Source organism: Pseudomonas sp. OTU5201 (genome assembly GCF_038440135.1).
GTDB lineage: Bacteria > Pseudomonadota > Gammaproteobacteria > Pseudomonadales > Pseudomonadaceae > Metapseudomonas > Metapseudomonas resinovorans.
Genome location: NZ_JASATC010000040.1, coordinates 33016 through 51572 on the forward strand (window position 1 = coordinate 33016; position 18557 = coordinate 51572).

An 18557-nucleotide genomic window follows, 5' to 3' on the forward strand; every position below is an offset into this window, starting at 1 on the left:
GAGTTGCTTCTTGACCACCGACGCCACGGCAAGCGATGCCAACGCCCTGCTCTTCCAGCGGACGACGATGGGTTCCACTTCGGTGTCTTGCCCCTCCTTCCACTGGCTTGGCAGGGTCGGTTCGCATCGCCCCTCGGCCGGGTGGCCCAGTCGATGTGTGAGCCAGAAACGCCAAAAGCTGAACACGCGTGTTCACTCAAGTCAATACACATGACCTCACAGACCGTCACAAGCCCCGCTGAAAAGCTCGTAAACCCAAGTAAAATGGGTTTATAACCATTTAAACTTGGCAAGCCAGATCCGACATTCAAAAACCTTGTTGACGAGAACAGAACACGCGTGTTCAATCAAACCCAAGCAAACGTGGAGAAATAGCGTGGAAGCCCTGAATCCCACACAGCGCCGCATTCATCAGGCCGCCTTTCGCCTGTTCGCTGCCAAAGGCACCTCCCAGGTGAACATCCTCGACCTTGCCCAAGAGGCGGGCGTCGCGCGCGGAACCATCTACAGCAACGTCGAGAGCATGGAGAGCCTGTTCGAGGCGGTCGCCAGCCAACTCGCCGGGGAGATGCACGAGCGCGTCAAGAAAAGCTTCAACACCCTCTCGGATCCGGCTCAACGCCTCGCCAGTGGCATACGACTCTTCATTCGTCGCGCACACGAGGATTCCCAGTGGGGCGCGTTCATCCATAAGTTCGCCATGAGCAATTCCGCGTTACGCGAGATGTTCACCAGCCAGGCGACTACGGATCTTCTGAGCGGACTGGCCAGTGGGCGCTACAAGTTCCAGCAGGAACAATTGCTCTCGGTCATAACACTGATATCGGGCAGCGTCCTGGGCTCGATTTTCCTGGTGCTGGAAGGGCACAAGACATGGCGCGAATCGGGCACTGACACGGCCGAATTCGTGCTCCGAGCGTTGGGTGTACCGCCAGAGGAGGCCCGTACGTTGGCGACAATGGAGTTGCCCGCCCTCCCCCCACTCGACTGATTTCGTAACCGACTCCATTCGACAACACCCCTGCAACTCAGGGGTGCGGGCCCGTATTTGCTCCAGAAAACCGGACAACAAGAACAATGAGCAGCAGAACTGAAATGCCCCGGCTGGCGACACCACAACCTGCCCGGCACCCCGCCCCCACGGTCAAGGCTCAACGCCTTGCTCACCTGATCTTCGAGCGTCCCGACCTTGATGAAGCGGCACGCTTCCTGACCGACTTCGGCCTGGTGGTCAGTCACCAGGATGCCGATACGCTCTATCTCCGTGCGGCCGCACCTTCGCCCTACTGCTACCGCATCCATCGCGCGGCGCAGGCACGCTTTCTCGGTTTCGGACTGGAGGTTAGCAACCTGGATGACCTGAACCGCCTGAGCCAGCTCAGCGGCGCCTCTTACCTCGAAGCGTGCAGGCATCCGGGTGGTGGAAAGCAGGTCAGGCTGGTTGACCCCTCCGGCTTCATCGTCGAGGCCATCTGCGGACAGGCACCTTGTGAACCTCTGCCCCATAGAGCCGCCCTGCCGCTCAATCTGGTGGAGCATCCGCGAGTCAACAGCACGCAGCGAGCGCCGGTAGCGCCGCCGGAAGTCCTCAAGCTCGGCCATGTCGTTGTGGAAGTGGCTGACTACCAGGCGACCTGCGCCTGGTACACGCAGCATTTGGGGTTCATTCCCAGCGACGTACAGGTGCTCCCGGATGGCTCGCCCATCGTCGCCTTCATGCGCCTGGACCTCGGTGAGACGCCCGCCGATCACCACACCCTCGCCATCGCCCAAGGCTTCATGGCGACCTACAGCCACAGCGCTTACGAGCTCGTGGATACCGATGCCGTGGGGATGGGGCAGCGCGTCTTGCGGGAGCGGGGCTGGCGTCACGCCTGGGGCATCGGCCGGCACATCCTGGGCAGCCAGATCTTCGACTACTGGCAAGACCCCTGGGGCGACAAGCACGAGCACTACTGCGACGGCGACATCTTCACCGCCACGGAACCCACTGGCGTTCATTTCGTCAGCCCGGAGGCCATGGCGCAGTGGGGGCAACGCATGCCCAAGAGTTTCACCAAGCCCAAGCTGGGCCTGGCCAATCTGCGCGCGCTGGTCCGCAACCTGCGACGCAGCCCGGACCTCACGCTGCGCAAGTTGCTGACCCTCATGCGGACGTTCGGATAGAGGTATCGCCATGTCGAGCAACTCAACCAGGTTAGGCCGGCGAAACGTGCTCAAAGCCGGCGCTTTGATCGCTGGCGGTTCACTGGTCTACCGCTTTGCCGGCCCAAGTTCAGAACAACACCACAGTCCTCGCGCCAACGAGCACGAGACAGACACTGCTCCAGGAGTGCCTTCAATGTCTGCTGTACATGTAGTCCGCTTTGAATATGAGAACGGTATCCACTGGGGCGTGATACGCCAGGGCCGCATCACGGTCGTCCCCGGTACCTTTGAAACCACCGGTGACTTCATTCGACAGAACCGTATCGAGGACCTCGCTCAAGTGAGAGGTACCGAGCTGGATGAGGGCGCGGTGAAACTCCTGTCGCCGCTGACCCGCAACCAGCAGTTCGTCTGCCAGGGCGCCAACTACCGCCAGCACATGATCGAGTCGGGCATGGACCCTGACGCGAAGAAGTACAACATGATCTTCACCAAGGCGACGAGTTGCCTGGTGGCGGCGGACAGCGACCTGATCAAGCCGCGCAACGTGCGCTTCCTGGACTACGAGATCGAACTGGGGCTGGTGATGAAGCGCGCGATCAACGGCGCCGTCGCCGTCACCGACGCCAACCTGCATGAGTTCATCGCCGGCGTCGTCATCGTCAACGACTACTCGGCCCGCGACATCCAGATTCCCCAGATGCAGTTCTACAAGGGCAAGAGCTTCCGCACCTTCGGCCCGGTCGGCCCCTACCTCTGCCTGCTGGATGCCAAGGACATGCATTACCTGAAGGACCTGCAGCTGCGCCTGACGGTCAATGGCCAGGTGCGTCAGAGCGACAGCACGGCCAACCTGGTCTACGGCCCTGCAGAAACCCTGACCGAACTCTCATCCGTACAAGATCTCGACGCCGGCGACCTGATCGCCACCGGCACGCCGGCGGGCTGCGCACTGTCGATCCCCTCCCCCGCCAAACAACGCATCGCGGCCCTGCTGCCGGAAGCCACCAAATGGCAAATGTTCCTCAAGGCCCAGGAGAGCCGGCCGCAATACCTCAAGCCTGGCGACGTGGTCGAGGCGCGCATTCGCAGCGCCGATGGCGTGATCGACCTGGGTGTGCAACGTAACCGCGTCGTGGAGGAAGCCTGATGACCGTGCAGTGCCTGAACGACATCAAGGAGCTCGAGCGGGTCCCCCTATCGGAACGCGGCCTGGCTTCCAGTACTTATGAAGCGTTGAAACGCACGGCCGAGCGCACACCCGACGCGCCCGCGTTGAGCTTCTTCGCCGACGCCACCGCTTTCAGGAACACCCACGACTGGAGCTATTCCGAGCTTTTCGCGGATATCACCCGCGCAGCGAACGCCTTCCACGACCTGGGTATTAGGCCCGGCGAAGTCATCGCCTTCATCCTGCCCAACCTGCCAGAGACCCACTTCACCATCTGGGGCGGCGAGGCGGCCGGCATCGTGATGGCGATCAACCCGCTGCTGGAGGCCGGGCAGACCGCCAGCCTGCTGCAGGCCGCCAAGGCATCCGTAGTGGTGACCCTGGCGCCGACGCCGGGTAGCGACCTGTGGCCCAAACTGGCCTCGCAACTGGATCGGCTCCCAGAGGTCCGGAACATCGTCTGGGTCGGCATGGAGCCCTATGTCAGCAAGGCTCAAGGCGAAGCCCTCCGCTCCCTGGCAGAGAAAGAGCGTGAATTGCGCAAGGGCACCGCGATACATGATCTGCGCGCGCTGATGGACGCACAGCCCGGCACGCACCTCAAGAGCGGTCGGCAAATCCGCCCGGAGGAGCGCTCCTCGTTCTTCAGCACCGGCGGCACGACCGGACTGCCCAAGATCGCCACCCGCACTCATGGTTCCGAAGTGTTCAACGCCTGGGCCATGGCCGCCCATATGGCACCGCGCGACGGCGGCCAGGTCATTTTTTGTGGGCTGCCGCTGTTCCATGTAAACGGGCAACTGGTAACAGGCTTGATGCCCTGGACCCAGGGCGACCACGTGATTCTCGGCACGCCGCAAGGCTACCGCGGCGAGGGCGTGATCGCGCGCTTCTGGGAGATGGTGGAACACTTCGGCATCAACTTCTTCTCCGGCGTTCCCACCGTCTATGCAGCGCTCCTGCAGACCGGACTCGAGGGCCGCGACCTCTCCAGCCTGCGCTATGCGCTCTGTGGTGCCGCACCACTGCCGGTGGAGCTGTTCCGAGAGTTCGAACAGCAGACCGGAGTGAAGATTCTCGAAGGCTACGGCCTCACCGAAGGCGCCTGCGTGTCCTCGGTCAACCCGCCCCATGGCGAACGCCACGTTGGGTCCATCGGGATACGGATCGCCTACCAGGGTATGCGCGCCGTCGTGCTCGATGACGCAGGCGCCTACCTGCGCGACGCCAACGCGGATGAGATCGGCCTGATCACCATCAGCGGCCCGAACCTGTTCGACGGCTATCTGGAAGAGAGCCATAACCGCGGCGTGTGGATCGATATCAACGGCCAGCGCTGGCTGAATACCGGTGATCTGGGGCGCCAGGACGAGCAGGGCTACTTCTGGCTGACCGGGCGCAAGAAGGAGCTGATCATTCGCGGCGGCCACAACATCGATCCCAAGCAGATCGAGGAGGCCCTGCAGGCCCACCCGGCGGTCGCCATGGCCGCGGCAGTGGGCAGCCCGGACGCCTACTCGGGCGAGGTTCCCGTGGCCTATGTCCAACTGCGCCAGGGGCAGGCTTGCACGGTGGAAGAACTACAGGAGTTCGCCAACCTCAACATCAGCGAGCGCGCCGCCGTGCCCAAGCGCATCGAGGTACTCGAGGCGCTGCCACTGACTGCCGTGGGCAAGATTTTCAAGCCCGCCTTGCAGCAGCAGGAAATTGCCCGAGTGGTCCTTCAGGAAGTCGAACCCCTGGGGCTATCGGGCATCACGGTGGAGGTCGTTCAGGACAGTCGTCGTGGATTGGTCGCCTGCATCCGAGGCTGCACCAGCCGGGAAACCTTGGCCTCTCGTCTTGGGCGCTACAGCTTTCAAGTCGAGTGGCTGCCATCAATCGCATCGACCTCCACGCTCGGTCATTCCCCTAGCCAGTAGCGTTACCAAAGTCGACGCAGAGCTTATGCGATCCCGTCCATTCCACCTTTAGCGCCGGAGTCAGTACCGCAAATCCCAGTCGAGCAGCGTGCAAAACAACAACAAGAGGTAATGAGCATGAGCAACACGCGATTTCCCTGGCGGCGCGCCCGCCTACCCCTGGCCATCGCCCTGGCCGGCGGCCTGGCAACGCCAGCGTTCGGCCTGAACTTCAACCTCGGTGAGATCGAGGGGCAATTCGACTCGTCGCTCAGCGTCGGCGCCAGCTGGGCCATGCGTGGCGCCGACCCCGAACTGATCGGTGCCACCAACGGCGGCAAGGGCGATGCCAGCGTCACGGATGACGGCCGACTGAACTTTAAGAAAGGGGAAACCTTCTCGAAGATTTTCAAGGGCATCCACGACCTGGAGCTGAAGTACGGCGAGACCGGGCTCTTCGTGCGTGGCAAGTACTGGTACGACTTCGAGTTGAAGGACGAGAGCCGCCTGTTCAAGGACATCGACGACAGCGGCCGCAAGGAAGGCGCCAAGTCTTCCGGCGCCGAGCTGCTGGATGCCTTCGTCTATCACAACTACGTGATCGGCGAACTACCCGGCGTCGTGCGCTTGGGCAAGCAGGTGGTCAGCTGGGGCGAGAGCACCTTTATCCAGGGCGGGATCAACAGCATCAACCCGGTGGACGTGTCTGCCTTCCGCCGTCCCGGTGCCGAGATCAAGGAAGGCCTGATCCCGGTCAATATGTTCTACCTGTCGCAGAACCTGACCGAGAACCTGACGGCCGAAGCCTTCTACCAGTTGGATTGGCAGCAGACGGTGGTGGACAACTGCGGCACCTTCTTCTCGCAAAGCGATTTCGTCGCCGATGGATGCCAGCCCCTTACGGTTGGCCCGAATCTCAGTGCCAACCCGCTGGCCCAAGCTGCCCTGAGTCCCTTCGGCATCAGGCTGGGCGCGGAAGGCATCGAGGTACCGCGCGCTGCCGATGACGATGCGCGCGATGGCGGCCAATGGGGCGCCGCCCTGCGCTGGTTCGTGCCCAGCCTGGATACCGAATTCGGCGCCTACTTCCTCAACTATCACAGCCGTCAGCCCTACGTCAGTTCGATCGCCAGCCCGAACGTCGCCGACCTGTCCTCCGTCCCGCAGCTCTGCGCCAACGTCGGCATCACCGACCCCGCGGTCTGTGCCGGCGTCGCCGGGTCCGCTATTGGCCAGCAGTTGATCGGCGCCTATCGCCTCGGCACCGCGCAGTACCAGGTGACCTACCCGGAGGATATCCGCCTCTATGGCCTGAGCTTCGCCACCACCCTGCCGACCGGCACCGCCCTCTCCGGGGAAATCAGCTACCGGCCCAACCTGCCACTGCAACTCAACGGCAACGATCAGGTCCTCGCCGGCACGGGCGTAACCGCCTTCTCGCCGCTGCTCTCCTCGGGGGCTTATCAGGCGACAAACAATGGGCTGGTGCAGGGTTATCAACGCAAACCCGTGACCCAGGCTCAGATCACCGCCGTGCACTTCTTCGATCAAGTCATGGGCGCTGACCGCCTGACCCTGGTCGGCGAGATCGGCATGGTGCATGTCGGTGATCTGGAAGGCCGAGGCGGCCTGCGCTATGGCCGCGATGCGGTGTTCGGCCAAGGCGAGCTGCTCCCGGACAACAACCTGTGCCTCACCAGCTCTGCCACGCCGCAGAACTGCAACGACAAGGGTTTCCTCACCACCACCTCCTGGGGCTATCGCGCTCGCGCGATCTGGGAATACACCGACCTGATTCCGGCGGTAACCCTCAAGCCGAACCTGGCCTGGTCCCACGATGTTGATGGTTATGGTCCTGAGCCGGGCTTCAACGAAGGCAGCAAGGCCATCAGCCTGGGCGTGGATGCCGAGTACCGCAATACCTACAACGCCAGCCTGTCGTACACCGATTTCTTCGGCGGCGATTACAACACCAACGTCGATCGCGATTTCATCGCGCTCAGCGTCGGCTTGTCCTTCTGAGCAGGAGAGCAGACCATGAAATTCTTGATCCACAGCACAACCCTGAGTCTCTCCCTGGTGGCCGGCGCGGCGCTGGCCGCCGTCCCCCCGGAACAAGCCGCCCAGCTCGGCAAGACCCTGACCCCGCTCGGCGCAGAGCAAGCGGGCAATGCCGACGGCAGCATTCCGGCCTGGACTGGCGGCCTCGGCAAGGACAGTGGCAAGCAGAACGCCCAAGGCTTTCTCGACGACCCCTTCGCCAGTGAACAGCCGCTCTTCACCATCACTGCACAGAACGCGGAGCAATATAAGGACAAGCTGAGCCCCGGCCAGTTGGCCATGTTCAAGCGCTATCCCGACTCGTATCGGCTGCCGGTCTACCCCAGCCACCGCAGCGTCGCACTCCCGAACTCCGTCTACGCCGCAGCACGGTCCAACGCACAGAACACCCAGCTCGTGGCAGGTGGCAATGGCCTGACCAACTTCCAGACCGCCTACCCCTTCCCCATCCCGCAGAATGGCCAGGAAGTCGTCTGGAACCACCTCACTCGCTACCGCGGCGGCAGCATGAAACGCACCAGCGCGCAGGCTACGCCGGAGAAAAGCGGTGCCTTCACGCCGGTGACATTCAAGATGGAGTTTACCTACCGCGATCAGCTAAAGGACTTCGATCCGGCCAATCCGGGCAATGTGCTGTTCTACTACAAGGAGGAGGTCGTATCCCCCGCGCGCCTGGCCGGTAGTGTATTGCTGGTTCACGAAACCCTCGACCAGGTGAAGGAACCGCGTCTGGCCTGGCTCTACAACGCGGGCCAGCGCCGCGTACGACGTGCCCCCCAGGTGGCCTATGACGGCCCCTACCCTGCTTCCGAGGGCCTGCGCGTCGGCGACAACTTCGACATGTACAACGGCGCGCAAGACCGCTACGACTGGAAGCTGGTCGGCAAGCGTGAACTGTACACCCCCTACAACAGCTTCAAGCTGGACTCTCCCAAGCTGAAATACGATGACATCGTGAAGGCCGGGCACCTCAACCCGGAGTTCACCCGTTACGAACTGCACCGGGTCTGGGAAGTGGAGGCCACCCTGAAGCCGGGCGAGCGGCATGTCTATGCCAAGCGCGCGTTCTTTATCGACGAGGACTCCTGGCAGATCGTCCTGGCCGACCACTACGACGCGCGCGGCACCCTCTGGCGGGTCGGCGAAGGCCATCTGCAGCCCTACTACAACGTCCAGGTGCCCTGGCTGGCCGTGGAAACCCTGCATGACCTGCTGAATGGTCGCTACATCGTTTCGGGCCTGAAAAACGAGGAAAGTAAGGGTGTCGAGTTCGGGGGCAAAGCCCTTGCCGCCGACTACACCCCCGCCGCCCTGCGCAATGCCGGGGTCCGTTGAAAAACTTCACTAGTTGAAGGCCACAAGCCCGAGACCTGGGCCGCCACCACGACTGGCGGCCTTTTACGTGCCATTTACCAACTCAGTCGCCTTCAAGTACGGGCAATCAGGGAATTAAGCACAACTAAGGAACACTCCAACTGACACTGAAAAGTGCTCGGAAAAGCAAGTCATTGCCTAAAAGCTTGGTCAGCGTTAAACAAACTAGTACAAAAAAGATATGAAAGATGAAAACCAATAGCTGTGCAACTCGATACACTTCCAATTCCCTGGATAAATCTCTGTTGACCAGGCTCACCTTTGCCACTGCCCTGTTCAGCCTTTCAACGACCGCAAGTGCCAATGGCATTGCACTTAACGAGCAGAGCGCCAGCAGCGCTGGAACCGCTTATGCCGGAAGATCGTCATCTGCATTGGATGCCAGCACCATTTATGGAAATCCTGCCGGCCTGACCAAACTGAAACGCAGGCAGGTCAGTGGAGGAGCAGCCTTGATATCGGTCAGCAACGATATCAGCGATGCAAGCAGCAGTACTCCAGGGACAAATAAGGGAGACTCGGTCCCCATTGGAGTCATGCCCTTCGGCTATATTTCCATGCCACTTGATGAGCGCATCTCGATCGGCCTGGGCTTTTATGCTCCAAGTGGTCTCATCAATGACTACGAGAGCACCTTCCAGGGTCGTCACTACGGCTCTTATAGCGAGACCAGGGAAATGACCCTGCAACCGACGATTGCCTACCGGGTCAATGACTTTTTTTCCATAGGTGCCGGCCTGACCCTGAACCGCTTCGATGCGGAGCTTCAAAGTAATCTGGCCACCGGCAACCTGAACAACGGTACGGAGACGCTGGTCACCATCAAGGGCGACGACACGGCACTTGGCTACAACATCGGGCTCTTGGTTGATTTGAGCGACGCAACCACCTGGGGAATTACCTATCACTCCAAACGGAGCTATGAGCTAAAAGGACATACCACGGTTTCCGATTCGCCGGCTTTTCTCTCCCTTGACGGAAACTACGCCGCCACGATTGATCTCGAAATGCCCGAATCAGTGGATACTTCGATTACTCATCGATTCAATAGCCGCTGGACCGGATACCTGGGTGCCACCTGGACTCGCTGGAGCCGACTCCAGAAGTTTGAAGCCATCAATAGCAATGTTTCCCCCATCGGCCAAAGTGTAGGGTTGAATCGAGTCGGTGAGACACTGAACTGGCATGACACCTGGACCACTGCAGTTGGAGTTTCCTATCAGCTTAATCCGCAGTGGGTATTGAGAGCCGGTTACGCATATGACCCTTCCCCTGTTCGCAATGCCGACCGCAGCGTGCGAATCCCTGTCGGCAATCGAAAAGCGGTGACAATCGGCGCAGGCTATTCGCCAAGCCCCGATTTGACGGTCGATTTTGCCTACGGCTATCTCTGGGACTCCGAGGCTTCTGTGAAACAACCTGGAGACACTGCACTTCAGCCGGCGTATAGCGCGAACTTCAAGAATAGAGCCAATGGTTTGGCCATACAGTTCACATACAACTTCTAAAAGGCGGTTCTGCCCGTAATTTCTCACCCGTGCCGGAACCTGTCGCCGTTAGATAATAGGGGTTCATTATGACTGTGCTGCAAAGCTCCCACATGCAATTGTCTCCCGGCGAGCGCGCCTGGCTGCCCCGGTTCGGCAAAACCGGCAAGCTGGCCATGGGCTGGTCCTGTTGGCTCAGTTCATTGATCCGGATCAGCATCCGCGCGCGATAAGCCACCCAGCATAATGGCACATTGACATCAACCATTCACAAAACGCCATGAAACCCGTGCAACCCTACCTGATCCTTGCCAGCAACGACCCCAACACGGCCTGTCAGGCCAGCACCCTGCTGAACCACAGCGAGTTGGACTGCACCCTCATCAGTAAGAGCGAAGACTGCCGACAGATGCCCCTCTGCCGCTGGATCGGCGATGCTCCACTGAATCAGCCAGGGCGTATCCAGGCCCTGCTGGGTGAAACTGTGGAAACCCTGGAGCGCACGCGCCATGCCTTCAAGTCCCCGGATCTAGCACAGCTACGCAAGCGCCTGCAGAAAGCTATCAGGGAGTTGTCGGAACCGCTTGACTGATGTAAAACCAGCCCGTGCAAGGTTCCGCGATAGCGGAAGCCGGCTTTGCCGGGCAGGACGCAAGGGCCTGCAAGACAGAGCACCGTGAGCGTGAGTTCTCTCGAGGATTCCCGGTCACGGTGCTTTTTTTATGCCCGGAATCTACGAAAGGAAGAGACATGGACCTTGGGCAGCGTTTAGAAAAAATGCTCGACCGGATCGGCCTGTCACGCGAGGAAATCGACACTCGTCGCCACTACCTGGAGTGGAGCGAGGCGGACGCCGCCCGCCTGGGCGAACGGGCGACAGGCGTGGACGGCTGCCACCGGACCTTCATCGAACGCCTCTACGACCACCTGAACGAGTTCGAATCCATCGCCGGCATCCTCCACGAGCCTGCCACCCTGCAGCGCCTCAAACACAGCCAGCTAGACTACTACCAGCGCCTCTGGAACGGCTCCTACGACCACGACTACGTGCTCAACCGCCTGCGCGTGGGGCTGGTGCACCAGCATGTCGGCGTAGACCTCAAGTGGTACCTGGGCGCCTACCGCCTCTACCTCGACCACATGCTCGACGCGCTGCTCGAGCCGGGCGAGGCCCGCGACACCTACGCCAGCCTGCTCAAGGCGGTGTTCTTCGACATGGCGCTGGCCATCGACACCTACGCCTGCGCCCAGCGCCAGGCCCTGGAGGACAGCGAGGCGCGTTTCGCCCGTGCCCTGCGCGGTGCCAACGACGGCTTCTGGGACTGGGACCTGGAACAGGACCGGCTGTATTTCTCGGAACGCTGGGCAACCATGCTCGGCCTCAGCCGCGACAGCCTGGGCGAGGGCAGCCCCAGCTGGTTCGCCCGGGTCCACCCGGACGACTTGCCCGGCCTGCGCAAGGCGATAGACACCCACGTGCGCGGCGAAACGCCATGGCTGAACCACGAGTACCGCATCTGCCAGCGCGACGGCAGCTACCTCTGGGTGCTGGTGCGCGGGGTGGCCGAGGACGGCCGCATGGCCGGCTCGCAGACCGACATCAGCCAGCGCAAGGCTTACGAGCAGCAACTGCGCCACACTGCGCGCCAGGACCCATTGACCGGCCTGGCCAACCGGCTGCGTCTCGACGAACTGCTGCAGCAGGCCCTGCAGCGCCGCAAGCGGCCCGGCACGCGGGAAGCCGCGCTGCTGTTCATCGATCTCGACCGCTTCAAGCTAATCAATGACAGCTTCGGCCACGCCATGGGCGACCGGGTGCTGATGGCGGTGACCCAGCGCCTGTCGCGCTGCCTGCGACCGGGGGACCACCTCGTGCGCTTCGGCGGCGACGAATTCGTCGTCCTACTCGATGACCTGGCGTGCCTGGCCGACGCCGAGCAGGTCGCCCAGCGCATGCTCGACAGCCTGCACCAGCCTCTGCACCTGGACGAACACCACCTGGCGGTCAGCGCCAGCATCGGCATCACCGGGCTACTCGCCGAAGGCCAGGCGGTGGACACCCTACAGGCAGCCGACCTGGCCCTGTACCGCGCCAAGGAAGCCGGCAAGGCGCAGTTCGCCCGCTACAGCGTCGAACTCCAGGCAGACGCGCAGAAACGCCTGGAGTTGCTCAACGCTCTGGCCCAAGCCCTGACGCGCAAGGAATTCGAGCTGCATTACCAGCCCATCTGCCGCATCGACGGGCTGCGCCCCCTGGTCACCGCGGTGGAGGCTCTGCTGCGCTGGCGGCGCGGCGGCCGTTTGGAGTCGCCGCTGCAGTTCATCCCGGCGCTGGAGGAATCCGGCGAGATCGTCGCCGTTGGCGACTGGGTACTGCGCGAGGCCTGTCGGCAGACCCGCGAGTGGCAGCTGGGCGGGCAGCCGGAACTGCGCTGCTCGGTGAACCTGTCCAGCCGCCAGTTGCTGCAGCCGGGCTTCGCCCAGCGGGTCGCGGCGATCCTCCGCGAGAGCGGTCTGGCGCCCAGCAGCCTGGTGCTGGAAATCACCGAGAGCCTATTGATGCAGGACAGCGCCGAAACCCTGGCCTGCCTGCGTGAGCTCGCGGTACTCGGGGTGCGCCTGGCCCTGGACGACTTCGGCACCGGTTATTCGTCCCTCGGCTATCTCAAGCGCTTCCCGCTGCAGATCCTCAAAGTGGACCGCAGCTTCATTGGTGGCGTACCAGACGACCCGGAACTGAACGCCATTTCTCGCGCCATCATCGGCCTGGGCTGCAGCCTCGGCCTGGAAGTCGTGGCCGAGGGCGTGGAAAACCCAGCGCACCTGGATTTCCTCCAGGGCGAGGGCTGTCGCTACGCCCAGGGTTTCTGGTTCAGCCGGCCGCGCCCGCCGGAGGGTCTGGAACCCCTGCTGCGCGGCAAAGAAGATTTCGAGGGTGAAGTTTGCCTTCCGGCCAGCGCCGGATGGGCCCACGGGAGCAAACAGGGAATCAGCCAATGAAAATCAACTTGCCAGTCAGCGGTCAGGCGGTCGAGTTCGACGCCAACGCCAATATCCTCTCCACCACCGATCTCAAGGGCGTCATCACCCACGTTAACCCCGACTTCCTAGCCATCAGCGGCTTCGACCGGGACGACCTGCTCGGCCGCAGCCATAACCTGGTGCGCCATCCGGACATGCCGCAGGCGGCATTCGCCGACCTCTGGCAGACCCTCAAGAGAGGCCACAGCTGGATGGGCCTGGTGAAGAACCGCTGCAAGAACGGCGACCACTACTGGGTCAGCGCCTATGTCACGCCGGTGCTGCGCGAGGGCAAGGTGGTGGAGTACCAGTCGGTGCGCACCCGCCCGGAGTCGGCCCAGGTCGCCGCCGCCGAATGGCTCTACGGCGAGCTTCGCGAAGGCCGCGCGCCGCGCGCCCTGAGGCGTCCTATTCTGGGCCTGCGTGCGCGCCTGCTGGCCGGCTGTACCGCCGCCTGCCTGCTTGCAGCAGTCCTGGCAGCGAGCCTGCATGGCCAGTGGCACCATGCCTGGCTACCGTCGGCCGTGGCCGGCCTCGGGCTCTGCGCCGCCTGGGTCCACTGGCAGTTGCGGCCCCTCGCGGCGCTGCTGGGCAAAGCCAGGGCGATCGCCGATAACCCCGTTAGCCAACTGCTCTACTGCGGCCGCAGCGACGAATTCGGCGAGCTGGCCTTCGCCCTGCGCATGCTGGAGGCCGAGGCGGGCGCCGTAGTCGGGCGTATCAGCGAGTCCGCACGGCAACTGGCCGAGCATGCTGGAGACCTCGCTGCCTCAGTAGCCAGCAGCAGCCAGGCCACGCGCCAGCAGCAGAGCGATACCGAGCAGGTAGCCAGCGCCATCGAGCAGATGGCCTCAAGCGTCCAGGAAGTGGCGCGCAGCGCCCAGCAGAGTGCCAACGCCGCCGACCAGACAGACGCTGCGGCCAGCCTCGGCTGCGAGGATGTGGACGCCACCCGCTCGCACATCGCCGGCCTCGAGGCAAAAGTGCAACAGGCCAGCCAGGCAGTGGAGGCGCTGCAGGGGCATAGCGGCGACATCAGTCAGGTGCTGGCGGTGATCCGCGGCGTCGCCGAGCAGACCAACCTGCTGGCCCTGAACGCCGCCATCGAGGCCGCCCGCGCTGGCGATGCCGGTCGCGGCTTCGCCGTGGTTGCCGACGAGGTACGCGCCCTGGCCTCGCGCACCCAGCGTTCCACCGAGGAGATTCACGCGCTGATCGACAATCTCCAGCAAGGCGCCGACCAGGCCGTGACGGCGATGCAGCAGAGCTGCCAGCAGGCGACCGCGAGCCTGCATCAGGCGTTGCGCGCCAGCGACTCACTGGCGCGGATCAAAGGCCAGGTCAGCGAAATCAGCGGCATGAGCCTGCAGATCGCCAGCGCGGTGGAAGAGCAGAGCGCCGCCAGCGAGGAGATCCAGCGCAGCCTGGCGAGCATCCGCAACGCCGCCGACAGCAATGCCGAGAGCGGCGGCCGCAGCCAGCACAGCGCGCACCGGGTGGACGAGCTGGCGAAGGGCCTGCGGGAGTTGGTGCAGCAGTTCTGGGACCGCCAACGCAGGCACGGCTGAGGCACTGCCAGCCCGCCAACCCGCCCACCGGGCTACCGTCAGTGTTGCCCAGGTTCCGCGATGAGCTGGCGCTTGCCAGCCATACCCCGGCTGTTGGCGCTCAGTTTCCCTTCGCGCCCGCCTACGGCACTGGGCACGCTCTCAGTGCCCTGTTTTCGCGTGTACCAGGGGCGCTGTATGCGCAGCACCAGCTGGTCGATCTGTGGCACCAGCAGGTTGGCGGCTAGCACGGCGAAGCAGAGACCGTCGACATAAAGCCCGAATTCGCGAATCAACTCGGTCAGCACGCCAATGGCCGCGCCGAAGAGGATGCGACCGGCAGGTGTATCGGGACTGGTGACTGGATCGGTGGCGATGAAAAAAGCGGTGAACAGTAAGCCGCCGAGGCTGAGGCTGTACAGGCTTTCCTGTGGGCTATGGCCGGCTGCCAGGCACAGCAATACCGTGCTGGCGAGCATCGCCAGCGGAATCTCGATTCGGATCACCCGCAGGACAGCCAGTACTAAACCGCCGGCAATATAGCCGTACCCCGACAGGTTTGGGGTGATCGGTGTGAACTGGTCCCGAGCCAGCTGAGTGGCGCCAGCGAACGCATCGAGGTTGAGGGGGGGCGCCAGTTGTAACTGTTGTAGGAGAACCGCCTTGGCGTCCAGGCCGAGGGTCCAGGGGGCATAGTTCGATGGCGCGGGGTACAACTGCTGGTAGAAGCAAATGGCGATGATCCCGAGGCCGACCATGGCGGGGTTGAGACGGTTGCGGCCAAGGCCTCCGCTGCCGTGTTTACACAGTGCGAGAGCGGCAAAACTGGCCAGGGCGATCATCCACAGCGGCACCATCAGCGGCAGTGCCCGAGCCAGTATCAGGCCGAGCACCAGCCAGCTCAGGTCGCTCAACCCCGCGCGCACATCAAGTCCGCGCAGGCGCAGCAGTCCGGCTTCAAAGCCCAAGGCCAGCAGCACGCACCAGAGGGTCTGCAACCAGACCACGACGCCGAATTGCCAGGCGTACAGTGCAGTGCCCGGCATCAGACACAGGCTGACCAGCAACATCACCGTGCGGAGTCGGAGCGGAGTGGGACGGCGAATCAGGCTCATGGACGCAACTCCGTCTTGCTCTGGCGGAAGCGCTCGCGCAGCGGCAGATGGCTCGGACAGGTGCTGCTGCAGCTGCCGCATTCGATACAGGCATCCAGTCGCAGCGCCTGCAAGCTGGCCTTGTCGAGGCGTTCGGCAGCAGCGTAGAGATCCAGCGGCCTGAGGGACATCGGGCAGACATCCACGCAGCGTGTGCAGCGGATGCAACTGCCCGCGGGCTGGGTCGCTGGCAGGTAGCGCTCGGCACCGAAGATCAGGCAGCTACTGGTCTTGCTGATGACGGCAGCAGCGTCTGGTAGCGGCTGCCCCATCATCGGGCCGCCGACCTGGGTCAACTGGCCTTCGGGGTCTGCACCGGCAACCGCGCGCAATGCGCTGACCGGGTAACCCACCGGCACCTCGACATTACCGGCGCGCTCACAGGCCCCGGTTAGTGTCAGAACGCGTGATATCAGCGGTTCGGCGTGGAAGATGGCCCGTCCCAGTGCATGGAGTGTCGCGACATTCAGCGCCAGTACTCCAATCTCGGCGGGCCGAGCCCCCGGCGCCAGGTTCCGGCCACTCAGGCTCTTGATCATCAGCGGCTGGCCCCCTGCCGGGTAACGCTCAGGTAGCGGGCAGATCTCGACTTGGGTGCGCGCCTGGCGAGCGGCTGCAAGTAACGAGGCCATTGCCTCGGGTTTGTTGGTTTCGATACCGAAGCGGGTCAACGTTATTCCCAGTAGATCGGCGAGATAATCGGCGGCCTCGATCAACGCCTCGGCGCGTTCGCGCATGAGACGGTCATCGCAGGTCAGGAAGGGCTCGCATTCGGCACCGTTGATCAGCAGCAGGTCTGGGTGCTGGGCGCCGGCCAGCTTGAGGGCCGTAGGGAAACCCGCCCCACCCAGGCCAACTATGCCCATCTGCAAGGCCCGTTCGACCAGTGCCTCGGGCGTTTGCGGTGCCCCTATCTCCGGGCGCTCGATCCACTCATCCAGACCATCTGCGTTCAGAATGACGGCCATCACCGGCTCGGCCGAGTCAGCCGCGAAGGCGAAGCCGATCTGTTCCACGGTACCGGACGTGCTGGCATGCACCCAAGGGGTGTTGTGATCGCCGATTCCGATCACCTCGCCCTTGCGCACATGTTGTCCCTGCTGCACGAAAGGCTGGGCGCATCGACGCCCTCGCCCGAGCGGGATTGCCAGCTGTACGTCTCCGATTGCCACGGGGACGATTGGCTCGGCGTTGGATAATTCCTTGTAGCCTCTGAGTTTCAGCCCTCCATGCCAGCTGCGGTGTGAGGGTGAGGCGATGGCAAGCAGGCGGCGCCAGAAGGTTTTCTGTTGCGGCTGACGTTGGGCCTGGACGAGGCGCGGCAAGCGCTCGATGCTCTGCAACGATTGGCTAGACATTTTCTGCCCTCCAATTTTTTTGGACATGAAACGCCCCTGCGCGCCAATGCGCATAAGGGGTTATCGCTTCCGGGGTCTTTGAGGGAAAAGCGAGGCGGGGCACTCGATCACTCACGGGACTCAGAGTGCCGAACGGGCGATCTGTTCAGTTTTTAACCAAAAACCTGACAAATGGTAGGCCTATTGCCGACCTGCGATACGGCCCACCGGGGCGCTGCGAAGTGTGGCCGGCAGCGGCTGCGGTGCGCCCCTGCGGGCTATGCCGGAGTAGAGAAACGCGAAGAACATGCAAGGCGCCAGGTCATCTGGCAGGTCGCAGCCCGGCGCAGTACGGTCAAGCAGTTGGACGAACGCAGCGCACCGTAAAAGGCCAGGCGCACGATCAAGAAGGCCAAGGCGCAGGTACGGGCGAAGGTCGAGCATCGTTTCGGGTGATCAAACGCCAGTTCGGCTACATGAAGGTGCGCTTCCGTGTCTTTGCCAAGAACACTGCACATCTCATGACGCTGTTCGCCCGTTCAAACCTGCGGATGGCGCGCCGACATGTGCTGCCTAATCGTCGGTATCCAGCCTGCCGGCACCGGTCAACGAATGCTCGTAGTGCTCTTTGAATGTCTCGGCAGCCACGATTGCTTTGCACTGGAGCTCCCAGTAGTCGACCCTTACATCGTCATCGCTCAGGTCTGGTCCAGAACTGAGGAAATCCGCAACTGCGTTGAACGCATTCCCTGCGTCGCGCGCGAGCCTGTCGGCTTTCTGCCAATAGGTTTCCGCCATGCTCTAATCCTCCAGGGTAGGGACAAGAGAGTTAGGCACAGCATCATGAAGCACGCCACCTGATCGGTAAGGCGTTTAGCCCTCCAGCATCCGGGCGTGCTCTTCAGCCCAACGGTGAAGAACCTCTTCCGGGATGCAGTGGGGCGCCTCTACGCGCGCTTTCCACTTCTCTGCGAAAGAGATGGCTGAGGCTTGGTCCTTGAACGACACCGCCATTCCGCAGGCTTCCACTTGCCATGCATCTCGTCCCTGGTCGTCGAGCCGCTGAACCGCGATGTGCATAGACAACCTCCAAAGTGAAAGGCCAATCAGCCTCATGAGCCGAGTCAAATGGCAGGCAAAAAAAAGCCAAGCACATGGGCTGACTACTACAAACAAACTATAAGCACGTTAAAGCACTGTCGCAGTTTTCTGGGTGTTACTGACTCTCGGCGACAGGCGTATGCGGATCGCAGGAAGGCGATCAAGCTCGCGTTATCCAAGCGGTTGACCGAGCACGTGCAGCGCAATCTGGACGAAGACCAGTTGCAGCGCCCGCCCCACGTGATCGGCTAGCAG

General features: G+C 62.6%; 13 protein-coding genes and 3 pseudogenes. 12 read left to right on the forward strand and 4 right to left on the reverse strand.

What is annotated here, in order from left to right; translation table 11 throughout:
* Positions 1–376: 376 nt before the first annotated feature.
* The 11 genes and pseudogenes from AAHM40_RS21630 to AAHM40_RS27335 form a co-directional block, all read left to right on the forward strand.
* Positions 377–991: a TetR/AcrR family transcriptional regulator gene (locus AAHM40_RS21630; RefSeq protein WP_342246484.1), complete on the forward strand. Its 615-nt coding sequence runs from the start codon at positions 377–379 to the stop codon at positions 989–991.
* An 86-nt stretch (positions 992–1077) separates the two neighbouring features.
* Positions 1078–2166, forward strand: coding sequence for a VOC family protein (locus AAHM40_RS21635; RefSeq protein WP_342246485.1), 1089 nt, complete (start codon positions 1078–1080; stop codon positions 2164–2166).
* Between the two features lie 175 nt (positions 2167–2341).
* Positions 2342–3298 (forward strand): fumarylacetoacetate hydrolase family protein, encoded by a 957-nt coding sequence (locus AAHM40_RS21640; protein ID WP_342246486.1) that lies wholly within the window; start codon positions 2342–2344, stop codon positions 3296–3298.
* Positions 3298–5241, forward strand: coding sequence for an acyl-CoA synthetase (locus tag AAHM40_RS21645; RefSeq protein WP_342246487.1), 1944 nt, complete (start codon positions 3298–3300; stop codon positions 5239–5241). The genes AAHM40_RS21640 and AAHM40_RS21645 overlap by 1 nt, the downstream gene beginning before the upstream one ends.
* Positions 5242–5358: 117 nt before the next feature.
* A complete protein-coding gene (locus AAHM40_RS21650) occupies positions 5359–7242 on the forward strand; it encodes a DUF1302 domain-containing protein (RefSeq protein WP_342246488.1) in 1884 nt (627 codons plus the stop codon).
* A gap of 15 nt (positions 7243–7257) precedes the next feature.
* Positions 7258–8616, forward strand: a complete 1359-nt coding sequence (locus tag AAHM40_RS21655) for a DUF1329 domain-containing protein (RefSeq protein WP_342246489.1) — start codon at positions 7258–7260, stop codon at positions 8614–8616.
* Between the two features lie 227 nt (positions 8617–8843).
* Entirely contained in the window at positions 8844–10163 is a 1320-nt protein-coding gene (locus AAHM40_RS21660; protein WP_342246490.1) for an OmpP1/FadL family transporter, read from the forward strand.
* A 259-nt stretch (positions 10164–10422) separates the two neighbouring features.
* Positions 10423–10734 carry a hypothetical protein gene (locus tag AAHM40_RS21665; RefSeq protein ID WP_342246491.1) on the forward strand — a complete coding sequence of 104 codons (312 nt, stop codon included), beginning with the start codon at positions 10423–10425 and terminating at the stop codon, positions 10732–10734.
* Between the two features lie 158 nt (positions 10735–10892).
* The gene (locus tag AAHM40_RS21670) at positions 10893–13142 is read left to right on the forward strand and encodes a putative bifunctional diguanylate cyclase/phosphodiesterase (protein ID WP_342246492.1); all 2250 of its coding nucleotides are present in this window, start codon (positions 10893–10895) and stop codon (positions 13140–13142) included.
* A pseudogene (locus AAHM40_RS27330) lies at positions 13139–13834 on the forward strand (PAS domain-containing protein); the annotation flags it as partial. The gene AAHM40_RS21670 and the pseudogene AAHM40_RS27330, both read left to right, overlap by 4 nt.
* Before the next feature lie 363 nt (positions 13835–14197).
* Positions 14198–14731, forward strand: a pseudogene (locus AAHM40_RS27335) (methyl-accepting chemotaxis protein); the annotation flags it as partial.
* Between the two features lie 38 nt (positions 14732–14769).
* Here AAHM40_RS27335 and AAHM40_RS21680 read toward each other — a convergent pair.
* A complete protein-coding gene (locus tag AAHM40_RS21680; protein ID WP_342246494.1) occupies positions 14770–15825 on the reverse strand; it encodes an RnfABCDGE type electron transport complex subunit D in 1056 nt (351 codons plus the stop codon).
* Entirely contained in the window at positions 15822–17222 is a 1401-nt protein-coding gene (rsxC, locus tag AAHM40_RS21685; RefSeq protein WP_342246495.1) for an electron transport complex subunit RsxC, read from the reverse strand. The genes AAHM40_RS21680 and rsxC overlap by 4 nt, the downstream gene beginning before the upstream one ends.
* Before the next feature lie 243 nt (positions 17223–17465).
* On the opposite strand from rsxC, the pseudogene AAHM40_RS21690 reads away from it, so the two are divergent.
* Positions 17466–17833 (forward strand): annotated as a pseudogene (locus AAHM40_RS21690) (transposase); the annotation flags it as partial.
* Here AAHM40_RS21690 and AAHM40_RS21695 read toward each other — a convergent pair.
* Positions 17775–17999, reverse strand: coding sequence for a hypothetical protein (locus AAHM40_RS21695; RefSeq protein ID WP_342246498.1), 225 nt, complete (start codon positions 17997–17999; stop codon positions 17775–17777). The pseudogene AAHM40_RS21690 and the gene AAHM40_RS21695 sit on opposite strands and share 59 nt — an antisense overlap.
* A gap of 75 nt (positions 18000–18074) precedes the next feature.
* Complete coding sequence (locus AAHM40_RS21700; RefSeq protein ID WP_342246496.1) at positions 18075–18281, reverse strand: hypothetical protein; 207 nt, start codon at positions 18279–18281, stop codon at positions 18075–18077.
* Between the last annotated feature and the right edge of the window lie 276 nt (positions 18282–18557).